Below are 12,059 nucleotides of genomic sequence, written 5' to 3'. Positions count from 1 at the left end.
TATCCGCCCCCGGGTGGAAAGCATCAGTCTCTTCAAACGTACAGCGGGCTTTCCGTTCCGCGGGCTTCGAGGACTCGCCAGCACATGGGGTCCTCCGAATAGATATCGCCGTTGAACAGAAACGCGAAAATTCTGCAACCACCGCAACGTGCGTTGAACTTGCAGGCACCGCACGTTCCTGAAACGGCGCTCCGGGGAAACTCTCGGAACCAGTTGAAGACAGGAGATTTCTCTATTATTTCACGGATACTCTGAAAACGGATATTGCCTCCGTGGAAGGCGTATTGATCGCACGGCGATACCGTTCCGTTCGGCAGGATGACACAGGATTCCCCATTCATGGCGGCGCAGAAAGCCGATCTCTCGTCTTTGCTGAAACCCATCCGTCTCTCGTGACCGTCGAAGAATCCGCATGCATCGCCATCAACTGTAATTCGGTCGTAGTATTTTGAACGAAGCTCGCCAAGGGTGTCGTGGAGCTTTTTTTTCAGTTCCAGACCCAGCAATAGCTCCGGGGCATAGCTCATTCCGCGCCCCGTCGGAGTGAATTCGCTCACAAACAGGGTATTTACTCCCGTGTCCGCAAGCAGCAGCGCCAACTCTTCCAATTCGTCGATAGATCTTTTGCTGGCGGTTGTTCGGATTTCCACCGGGATGTCTTCAGCACTCAGTTTGCGGACCGTTTCCAGAGTGTGAGCAAAATGTTCCCTTCCTCGTATGTAGTCGTTCGTCTCCCGCATTCCTTCCAGGGGAATGTGCATCTGGCTTATGGTAAAAGACTTCAGTCGTTTTATGTCTTCATCCCTGAGCAGCATTGTATTGGTCTCAATAAATAAACAGAAATCAAGTGCTTCCGCCAAATCCATTATTTTCCATACATCCGGCCTGATAAAAGGTTCGCCCCCGGCTATGACGAGTTGGAACACTCCCATTTTGTAAAGATCCCGAAACAAAACGTCATACTCGTTGAGGGTCAGTTCATTTGGGGTGGGAGTTCCGGCGTTAGTAAAGCAATGTTTACATCTCAGATTACAAGCATTCGTGATACTGATATGGACTGTCTCCATGATTCCTGTCTTCCTTTCCTCCACCCGGTCTAAACGACCAAAGAGTTAGGCTCGTTCTCCGCACATGCCCAGTAACAAAGCGGATCTCCGGTATAGATATCGCCTCTGAACATGAATGAAAACAAGCGACACCCGTCACACTTGTTCCTGAAGCAGCAGACTGCGCAGTGGCCTGTCAGCCGATTCCTGTCGAAATCTCTGAATGATTTGATGACGGGGGAGTTTGCAAGAATGTGTGCAAGCGGCTGCAAACGAACGTTGCCGCAATAAAAGGGAAATATTTCACAAACATTCACACAACCGTCCGGCAGGATGGCCAAATTGCGATATTTGACACCCCCCCATGGGGATGATCCGTTGCCCGCAAGATAGTTGTGGATTCCGGCCGCTTGGATGTCCATAGAAGGACCGAATTCCGACCGTATCCGAGCGATGATATTGGCGAACTCGCCCTTTGCATGAGTGTCCAGAAGCAGTTCATGCGCGAATTGCCCGCCTCTTCCCAGGGGGACGAACTCACGGATGGTCACTGAAGATATGCCGAGGAGCACCAACACGCTCACCAGGGAGTACAAATCGTTCAGCGACTTTTTCGTCGCGGTGATCCGTGCCCGCACCGGGATATCGTTTTTGGTCAGTTGTTCGATAACGGACAGGGAACATTTGAAATTCCCGTCGCCGCGAATCGTGTCGTTGACATTTTCCAACCCTTCGAAAGGTATTTGCACGTATACAATGCTGAAATTCTTCAGCCGCCGTATCCTTTCCTCGTCGAGCAATGTGCCGTTGGTTTCAATCACCATCGCGAAATCCATAGCTTCGGCGTCTTCCATTACCTCAAAGAAATCGTTTCGGCAAAAGGGTTCCCCACCCGTAAACAGGACCTGAAAGACCCCAAGTTCTCTTAGTTCCCTCAGTACCTTACGGATTTCATCCATTGTCATCTCGTATCCGGCCACACCGGAATCCGCAAAACAATGCAGACAGTTCAGATTGCATTGATTCGTTATGATGAAGTGTACGGATTGCAGTTGAAACGCCACCGTCATCTCCTCTTGAATTCAGACGCGCTTAAGAATCCCGGTGTCCACCAGTGCTTCCAGCACTTCGGTAACATCTTTTTCCGCATGCTCAATGAGGATACCGTAACGCTCCGCATATAAGGCACTGATGTTTTGGGTCTCATTTCCATCAATAAGGGTCCATACATACCGAGCAGTCTCATTCAATTCCGTGATGATTCCCTTCTTGTATTCGTAAATGAACATGTTGGTGCCGTCATCACGGATTTTGAAATCTTTTCTGTTATCTATGGCGTACCGAAATAATGAATCCGTCATCATGATATAAATCCTTTGAGGATTTCTATGGATATATCCATCTGATTGCTCTGCGCATTCATTTAGTTCACTACCGGGGGAGCGTAATCATTCAATTAGTGGCCACACGCGCTGCCGTGAGCTGGACGAGCCATATATCTTTTAATAGACGGTTTTACATACGGCATGTCCATCCACCTCCTTTACAGAAAAATTGTATTCATTCTATAAGAGGAATAATACGATGCATTAATCCCCCGGTAGTGCATGTTTATCGGATATGACTGTTCCTTGGCCAAGTTTTTCACGGGCAGCGCTCACAAGGGGGTATATCGGATTTTCCCCGTAAAAATCGCCGCAATGGATGACGGCCAAGGCCCGACAGCCGCCTCCGCACGGTTCTTTCATCTCACATGTCGCACAGATTCCTTTGAGGTCTCTCGGATCGAACTTTCGGAAAGTATGAAAAACGGGAGCATTGCTCCATGCTTCCTCAATCTTCAGTTCTCGCACGTTGCCCGCCGAAAACAGATCGAAGTCACATGGTGACAAGGCGCCATTGGGCTTGATGAACAAAAGGTGTCGCCCACAGGAGCACTGCCGTATTTGTTTGTTTCTCATCTCCTCGTAAAGAGGGCTGTTCAAGTAGCCCAGAGGATTGGAATATATTTTCATCTTCGATTCGGCTGATCCAGAACAGCTTCAATCTCATCCGAAGAGAGCTCGTCGTTCATCCGGGAACTCGAATGTCTGAAACAATGTTTGCATGACAGATTGCATTGATTTGTCACTTCAAGGGTTACATTGACGGGAAGAAACAACATGGGCAACCTCTTCCACAATTGATCCGAACTAACGGATCTCTCCCCTTTCGGATTCCGGCGATAATCATCCATTGATCAACATGCCGAAAGCAGCAGTTTGCAAAGACAAGACGGGACAAATGGACAAAAATCAGATGGCGGACCTTGAGCGGACTTGACATCAGGACCTCTATCGGATACAAAAACAAAGAGCTTACACCTTTGAACAGGCGGGGCTCTTTGGAAGGCAGCCGATTCCGTTGGCCGCGGGGAGGCTGCTTTCCATCTCTAACCTAATACGAATGCTCCAATAAATGGTGAGACCGAGTTATTCCTGCTTTGTTCCTCCGTTTTCAAAAAATCGCGAATAAAAAAGGCCACGAAGATCTTCGGAATAATCCGAGAAGAGACCTTCGCGGCCCCAGTTTCCAGCCTTCCCCAAAAATCACCTTCACCCTAACGCTTTCATAGCATACCATTGGGAACAGTACGGGTGAAGTGAGTAAAAAATTGCTTTTTGCAGGCTACTGTATAGCATTGGCATCGGATGATGTCAAGATCTAATTTTGATAATCTAAAATTCCCCTAGCAAAAGGCAAAATGACAACGCAACATTCCTCTAGTAAAGCCTGTTAAAAAGAATCTCCAGAAATAAGGTTCAAAATTGAGCGGCGTGTTTTTTAAAGCAAATTTTGGCAACTCAACGAGTTGGCATCAATCTTTTGATATGAAAAAACCCAGACTTAAATTTTTCATGGCTTATTTTATCAGGTTATCAAAGCCCAAGAATATAGGTTTCCACCAAGAGGTCATGCCAGCTCTTTTGAATGCTTTATTTTGATTGGTTTGGCGTATTAGGCCGCCAACTGCAATTGCTTGGGTCGATGCTCCTTTTCTGACGATTGGTGGTGCCTGGCAATTTCCATGAGTACGGTGGCCAATTGCGCAAAAGTTACGGCAGCCATCACACTCTGCTGCGATTTCAGACGTAAGCGTTCTAAGCCAGCGACATGCTTGAACAGATTGTACGATCTTTCCATATTCTTGCGAAGCTTACAGATTTTGTCGACTTCCTCTAACATATCCGGAAGTTGGCCAAATTGTCCGGAATCAAAAGGTATTTCTCGGCATTGGGGGCAAAGCGGAGCCCGAAAACATTCGTTAGTCTGGGCGTCACAGCCAAACTCGTGCCCGGTGTCGGTGGTTCCCAGATAACGCATGGGGGTTTCACAATATTCGTCCATAAAGACGTGACGCCGATCAGGGTCTACATGCTCTGGGGTCTTGACCTTCTGGCTGGGAACTGATTTATTTCTCTTTTTCCGTCGCTTGCCGCAATCGGCATCGAGTTCATTGTAAATACGGACCTTCTTCTGACCCACGGTGAGCGTTGCTAAGGGCACCGGACAGCACGAACTGGCCAGATCAGTAGAATCAACCCCGCAAATCTGGAATGGATACGGTAGGTTGATCTCTTTAACCAAAAGGTGGGTGATGTAAACCATCAGATTGACCAAGTGGGTTATGGTCAAAGTGCTCCGGAATTGACTCAATTGACTGTGATGCACCATAATTTTCCTGTGCAGGGGGAGATGTAAAAAGGCGCGAACGGATTTGTTTTCTAACCGGTTGACGTGCAAATCGCAATACTTCCGATAGCTCAGGTCAGCATACCGTAAGGCTTTCAAGAGTTCTGCCCGGAATAAGTGAGCCGGGGAGATTTGCCGCATCGACGGCGTATAACCCAGGCATGCCAGGAGGTCGTTGAGTATCCGGTCATCCAGCAGGCTGTCAATCAGGCGGAGTTCCCGATCATTGAGATATCGTTGGGAATACTGCTTGGTAAAGGGCAAGAAGCCACGAGTACGATTTTCGATAAATTTGCCCATCTCCGACAATAGGATAATACCTGCCGGGGGAACCGGCGTGTTGGTTAACTCATGGAGCGACACAGGCATGGCTTGACTTGGCTGGTAATTTTCCATGACATCGCGCAACGCTTCTTCAACCAAGGCTTTCTTCTGTTTCTTGGTAAGGCGTCGCCAGTAAGGAAATTTGATCTTGAGTTGCTTAATCACGATCCGCTTGATATCTTTTTCTTGCATGGAAAGCTCCTGGTATTTATTAAGATCGACCATCTCAATTATACCAGCTTTCCATGCATAACTCTATAATATAATTAATTATATTGTATTTTTCTTAACAGGCTTTACGAGTCTGTTCTAAAATTCAAAACGCAGGCCGGCGCTGACGACATGAGGGGTGTAGTCTCCCCGGCCTACTTCGGCGTTGTAATTGACCTGCAGGGTGAGGTTCTTCTTCAAGCCCACCGCCAGACCGGCCCCCAGCACGGCGAAATCCCGAGAGGGAGAATTGGTCCGGAAGAGGAAGGTATTGCCGGTCTGGGCCAGGCGGGAGTTTAATCCCCGACTGTCATTGGCAAATTCATGTTGATAGAAGGCATAGACCTGGGGAAGCACCACGGCCTTCTTGGTCTTGATGGTGCGGGACAGCCGCATCCCCACCCCGGTCTGAAGCGAATCGGCACTTTGGGAGTCAACGCTTAGATTCAAAGCCCCGGCGCCCGTTTCGGTGAAGCCGTCCACCCAGGCCTGGGAGTAGTATAACGAGGCCGCCGGCGTCATGGTGGCAAACGGCAGTTTGACATCATAGCCGGTTTCGAGAGAAACATTAAGCTGGTTGCCATTGACTGAACTGGTAGCCCGCCGGTTAATGCCGCCGAAGACAAAATCCCGGTTCATACTATAAAGGTTGAGGGTGTAGCCGACATACCCCTGAGCGTAAAATGAACCAGGGGTAAAGGCCCCGTAGGCATAGAAGGGGATGCTGTTGATGTCGGCGTCGCCGCCGGAACCCTTATACGTTGCCCCGGTATGGTAATAGCCCGTTCCCAGGCCCAGGACCAGATCTTCCCGGAACCGGTAGTCGATCCCGGTAGTGAAGCCGAAGATGGAAAAATCATAGCCGATCTGGTCAGTGGTGGTGTCCTGTTTCCCAAAGGAGGAGACAAAATCGGTGAAGAAGCCCCAATTGCCGCTGGATCCGGGCTGCATCCGGGAGCTGCTCATCAGCCCGCTGAGGTCAGCGCTGTTATAGGCCAGCATTAGTCCGGCCAGATTGTTGTATGACAGGTTAAAGGAGCCCGGACGTCCTCCAGCCAGGGTGGGCGAGCCCCCCTGCCGCCAGCGTTGGTAGCTCAGGCGATTGGCTATCGACTGCCCCTGCATCATGGAGCCGGCCAGGCTTAGTGCTGGCAGGGTGCTGGCCTTGTCCGGGGTGATCTGCTGGTAGGCGCTGCCCACGGCATTGTCAGGCAGTTCCGCCAAGTTGGTCAACACGACCCCCAGGTCGCCGGTAGCAGTGTCGGCAATCTGATTGAGCATATTCCCCACATTTAATTGGTTGGGCGTCAGGTGAAAGGCCGGGTCGGCAAAGTTGCGATTCCCGGCAATCAGGTCGATGCTGGTCTGGTTATACCGCACTCTCCAAGTGAGGATTGAATCAATGTCGCTGAAAGTCCCGAACACCCCGCCGGAAGCGTTGACTATTCCCGGAAATACCTGATTCCAGCTCGGGGTGTAGCCTCCCAGCAATACCGGTGTCAGGGTACCATCGACAGTAGCCGTACCAGGGTTGCCAGTAACGTTGATCTGATCATAGCTGGTGGCCGAAGCTATCTCCGTGATATAGGTACCGGCGGCGGTCTGAGTGAAACTGCCAACGATATTCAAGACACCGGGCGAGTTACCGGGACTGACATTACCCTGGTTGGTGACATTACCGGTAATTGTCCCGTAGCCGCTGATTAAGTTAAGGTTATTTAGATCGCCATAGAAATTGCCACCTTGCAGGTTTAAGGTATTGTAACTAAAATCTCCTCCATTCCAGTGGAAACTGCCTCCGGTATATAGGTTTAGGGTTCCGGCGTTATACGTTCCGCCACCTAGGGTACAGGTTCCTGCAAAGATAGAAATAGTATTGCTTGTCCCATCAAACAGACCCGCGAGCTGGTTGAAAACGCCACCGTTCTGGATTACCAGGGCATTACCCGGTCTGACGGTGCCGTTATTGAGATTGAAAATACCTTCGGTGATCAAGGTGGTGTTGCTGAGACCGTCGAGGATGCCACCGTTTTGGGTAAATGAACCGCCGGGAGCTATACGCATGATGCCGCCGGGTCTCAAGGTGCCGTTGTCGGAGAGGGTGCACGTTCCTTCGGTAAGAAAGATAGTGTTGCTAGTGCCGTCGACAATGCCGTCGGTTTGGGAGAAGCTGCCGCCGGGTGCAATGCTGCACGCATTGGTAGGTATCAAGGTGCCTCCGGTCTGATTGAGCGTCCCGCCCGCATTGACATTGATTGCCGGTGCTGTAAGCGTGCCTCCCTGAAGATTATAAGTCCCGGTGCTGCCCGCGGTAGCAGCCAGGGTCAGAGCGTTGCTTATGGTGTGACTGCCGCCGGTCTGATCAAAGGTTCCGACCCCGGCGTTGCCGATAATGCTGTCGGTCGTGTTCAGACTGCCGCCGGTTTGGTTAAAAATTGCCCCTTGATCCACCGTCAGACCCTGGCCGTTGAAGGTAAGGCTGCGGTTGTCAGCCAGGGTAATAGCGTTGCTGGAGTGGTGGGCTAGGCCATCGGCCGCAATAAAGTCGGCATTGAAGGTGACAGTCCCCGCCCCATAGTTCAGCAGACGGCCGCTAAATAAACCGCCGTCGTAGATATAGGCGCTCTGGTTTACCAGGTTGCCCTGCACCTCCCCGCCTTGATGATAGAAGGTGGTATAAGCGAGATTGCCGCCGGTCTGGTTAAAGAGCCCCCCGGCGTTCAGGAAGATGTTGGCTGCGGTCAGGTCTCCACCGGTCAGATTATAGGTCCCCTGACTGCCGGGATTCGCCGCCAGGGTTAGATCCCCGGTCAGGGTATGGATCCCGCCCGACTGGCTGAAAATGCCGGTTCCGTTGATACCCACGTGGGTGTGCTGCCCGAAGAGATTACCATTTTCAAGTAGGTAGGTGCCGATGCCGGTATTTTCATGACCGATATGAATACAACAATTTACCTGGTGGGTGCCGCCCGTCTGGCGGAAGGTGCCGGTACCCTCATAGCCCACAAAGAGGTCTCCCACTGTCAGGTTTCCACCCTGCAGGAGATATTGCCCATTCCCCCCGGCGCTGCGGCCGACCCCTAAATGTTCGGCTACCGTGGTGTCACCGCCATACTGGTTATAGAAACCGACGCCATCCCCTACAAAAAGAGCGCCGGTCGTGAAAGTGGAGCCGGCATACTGATTGAAAGTGCCGGTGCCGGGGTTGCCAACCTCGAATGAATCAGTGACATTCAGGATACCGTTCTGATTCAAATTATAGATGCCAGTGCCGGTGGTATCACTGCCTACATAGCCGCTGCCGGTAATGGTGTGGGTTGCGGCCCCGTGGTTGAAGACGCCGGTCCCCTGATTGCCTACGAAGAGATAGCCGGTGGTCAGTTGCCCGCCATCAAGGTTGTACTCTCCCTGACCGGCTTGTCCCCGACCTATGCCCAGGTGGTTATTTACCGTAACCGTGGTATTGATTCCTGATTGAGTAAAGATGCCGGTGCCGTTGTCCCCCACAAACATATCGCCGTAGATAACCGGATCGGGATTGGGCGGCACGTAGGCGTTGAGCACCTCCAGGGTGCCTCCGGTTATCTGATATTCACCCAGGCTCCCGGCATAAACACCAAGGTTCATGGACCCGTAAACCTGGAGGGTACCGCCGGTCTGCGAAAAAGCTGCTTCGCCGGTCTCGCCGATATCCAGGAATCCACCGGTTGAGGTAGCCGGCACCCCGGTAATGATCAGGTTGCCGTTTTGAAGCTCGTACACGCCATAGCTGGTATCAACGATAGCGGCCAGACCCATCCCCAGGGTGATGGTATGGGTGCCCCCAATCTGTTGGAAGGCCCCGGGCCCGTTTATGCCCACCATGGTATAAGCGGTGTTAAGCTGGCCATTTTCCAGGCTATAAGCGCCGGCGCCGCCAAGCTCTTGCCCCAAGACCAGGGCATTGCCGACGGTGTGGACGGTATCGGCGCCCGTCTGTTGGAAGCCGCCAATGCCAGCGTATCCCAGGTAGGTGTTGAGGGTCGAAAGCGTGCCGCCTTCCAGGCTGTAAATGCCATCACTAAATAACTCCCGGCCCAGGCTTAGATCATTGGTGACGTTATGGCTGCCGCCCGTCTGGTTGAAAATGCCGGAGCCGAAATTCCCCACAATTGTATTATTGGTCTGCAAGATGCCATTTTCGAGATTATAAGTCCCGATGCTGTATTCCGCGGCCCCCAGGATGAGGGTTGTCGGATTGGCTACCGTGTGCGTTCCGCCGCTCTGATTAAAGGTGCCTTCACCGGTGTTGCCAATGATGGTATCGGTGGAGGTGAGGGTGCCACCGGTTTGATTAAAGACGGCGCCTTGATCCACCTCCAGCCCCAGGCCGTTGCAGGTAACATTAAGAACACCGTCCAAAGTCACAGGTACGGCGCCCAGGTGCGCCATGCCATTTCCTGCGGTAAAATCGGCGGCGAAATTGACGGTGCCAAAGTTCAGCAAACGGCCGGAAAAAGTCCCCCCGGTATAGTTATAGGCGCCGCGGTTCTCCAGATCGCCCAGGACATCGCCGCCCTGGTGGTTGAAGGTGGTATAATTCAGGGTGCCGCCGGTCTGATTGAAGGTTCCTCCCGGATTCAGGTTGATGGTCTCAGCGGTCAGAATTCCCGTTTCGGACAGGTTAAAGACGCCGGTACCGGGAGTAGCGGGGCCAACCACTGCCAGATCAAGAGTCCCGACCTGGAGTTGACCGCCACTCAGGTTGTAGGTTCCGATACCGCCTGTTTCGACCCCTATCTGAAGCGTCCCCCCGGTTAGGTCAACCGTGCCGCCATATTGATTGAAGACTCCGGAGCCGGCTACCCCCAAAAACATCGTGCCAATCGCACCGGGTGCCGGAGAAAAGGAGACCGTGCCGCTGGTCAGTTCAAAAGTTCCGATATCGCCGGCGTTTCTGCCGATTCCCAGATAATTACTGATGGTCACGGTGGAACTGCCCGATTGATTGAAGGTCCCGGTACCGCCATCCCCGACATTGATATTGTGGGCGATAAGGTTGCCGCCGCTCAGGTCATATATGCCGTTTACCAGGTTGAGACTATTATTAAAGGTGGCGTTTGAGGTCTCCCCTGATTGGTTAAAGAGGCCAACTCCGGCCGTCCCCACAAAAAGATCTTGAGCGGTAACGCTGCCGCCCTCCAGATTGTAGACGCCATTGCCAGTCGGCCGGTCACCCAGATTGATATAGTTGGCAATTGTGAGGGTTCCAGCCGTCTGAGTGAACATACCGGTACCTTGATACCCGAGATAGAGACTATCGTGGACGGTCAAGGTGCCGCCGTGCAGGTAGTATTGCCCCTGACTGTTGGTTTCCCGACCCACTTCGATATTGCCGAAGACGGTGGTGTCACCGCCATGCTGATTAAATATACTGACTCCAGCCTGGCTGTTGACTCCCAAGATTCCAAAGGCGGCGCCGGAACCGATCGTCAGGGTTGTATCGCTGCTCTGATTAAATTCGCCCACTCCATTCAGGCCGACATCCAGGTTGGTAGCCGCCAGACTGCCGCTGCCCAGATTAAAGATGGCATTGCCTGTAGCTGTTTCGGCCATGGAAATGAAGCCGTTAACGGTGAGGGTACCGCCATTCTTATTGAAGGTACCGGTGCCGCCATAGCCCACATAAAGGTTTGAGGTAGTGAAGGTACCGTTGTTTAAATTATATTCACCGGTACTGCCCGCCTCCCGACCTACCCCCAGATGGTCAATAATAACGACGTCCCCGCCGTTTTGGTGAAAGACACCCCCGCCATTATATCCGACAAAGAGTAGTTGCGAGTTAACCGTGCCGCCTTCCAGGTTATATGTGCCGTTGCTGCCTGCCTGGTAACCCAGGTTCAATTCGTTGGCCACGGTGTGGGCGCCGCCATTTTGGTAAAAATCGCCGGTACCGAAATTCCCCACATACGTATTGGCGGTATCTAGAACGCCGCCAGTCATAGTATAAGTTCCATTACTGCCGACAGGATTACCTATATCTAGGGTCCCCGCCACGGTTAGGGTTCCATCCCTCTGTTCGACTTGACCCTGTACCTTGTCCCCCACAATGACTTCATTTGCCCGCAGTTGCCCAGCCAGACCGGCCTGCTCCAGCAGGAGGGTCATACTCCCCGCAGGTCCGGAGTTGATATAGACCCCGCCCAGAAGGGGGGCTTCGGCAAATATATTATAGTAATTCGCCACCTTCGTACTGTCGTCGCCCACATAGAGTAAAGCGCTGTCCCCTGCATTGGGAGGACCCGGAGGGGTGCTGGGAGACCAATGAGCCGCATTGCCCCAATCCTGGGTGCCGGGACCGCCGATCCAGGAATAACTCACTTGAGCCCAACCGACAGACGGTAGACACCCTAAGAAAACACAGGTGGCCAGCAGGATACTCGGCAACCATTGCCGCCTAACCTTCTCTCTTGAAACCATTGCCTCCCCCTCCCTTTTTCTCAGGTGAGATGCTAATGCATCCCGTCCCGCTTTGACCCCGTAAAGAGTTAATTAAACCTGACGTAATACTCCAGCTATCTGAGAGAATAGATCAAAGAAAGCTGCGCCGTGCCCACCCTCCAGCACCGACAGGCCCATACCTGGCAGATATCTCTTTCCATCAAACAGCTTCCTGCTGGCATAGGCTTTCAGTCTTTAAAAGAGTTTCTTGCCAGATAATCCCCGAGGGATGGGTTCAGACCTAATCGCCGGCACGTTGGGAGCACC

Annotated in this window: 6 protein-coding genes; all 6 read right to left on the bottom strand. The window is 52.2% G+C overall.

The genetic code is table 11. The features are described 5' to 3' along the window. Positions 1-32: 32 nt before the first annotated feature. The 6 genes from DESAC_RS00545 to DESAC_RS00520 all read right to left on the bottom strand — a co-directional run bounded on the left by DESAC_RS00545 (position 33) and on the right by DESAC_RS00520 (position 11,771). Positions 33-1,067 (bottom strand): radical SAM/SPASM domain-containing protein, encoded by a 1,035-nt coding sequence (locus DESAC_RS00545; protein ID WP_013705118.1) that lies wholly within the window; start codon positions 1,065-1,067, stop codon positions 33-35. A gap of 29 nt (positions 1,068-1,096) precedes the next feature. After that, positions 1,097-2,110 (bottom strand): radical SAM/SPASM domain-containing protein, encoded by a 1,014-nt coding sequence (locus DESAC_RS00540; protein WP_013705117.1) that lies wholly within the window; start codon positions 2,108-2,110, stop codon positions 1,097-1,099. 18 nt (positions 2,111-2,128) lie between these two features. Further along, on the bottom strand, positions 2,129-2,410 hold the full coding sequence (locus DESAC_RS00535; protein ID WP_013705116.1) for a PqqD family protein: 282 nt from the start codon (positions 2,408-2,410) through the stop codon (positions 2,129-2,131). A 225-nt stretch (positions 2,411-2,635) separates the two neighbouring features. Beyond that, the gene (locus DESAC_RS16890) at positions 2,636-3,007 is read right to left on the bottom strand and encodes an SPASM domain-containing protein (RefSeq protein WP_373419366.1); all 372 of its coding nucleotides are present in this window, start codon (positions 3,005-3,007) and stop codon (positions 2,636-2,638) included. Between the two features lie 1,036 nt (positions 3,008-4,043). Further along, positions 4,044-5,294, bottom strand: coding sequence for a hypothetical protein (locus DESAC_RS00525; protein ID WP_013705115.1), 1,251 nt, complete (start codon positions 5,292-5,294; stop codon positions 4,044-4,046). Between the two features lie 117 nt (positions 5,295-5,411). Then, positions 5,412-11,771, bottom strand: a complete 6,360-nt coding sequence (locus tag DESAC_RS00520; RefSeq protein ID WP_013705114.1) for an autotransporter domain-containing protein — start codon at positions 11,769-11,771, stop codon at positions 5,412-5,414. Positions 11,772-12,059: the final 288 nt, after the last annotated feature.

It is taken from the genome of Desulfobacca acetoxidans DSM 11109, assembly GCF_000195295.1.
GTDB lineage: Bacteria > Desulfobacterota > Desulfobaccia > Desulfobaccales > Desulfobaccaceae > Desulfobacca > Desulfobacca acetoxidans.
The sequence above is the reverse complement of the archived record's forward strand: the minus strand, read 5'-3'. Positions and strand labels throughout refer to the sequence as shown.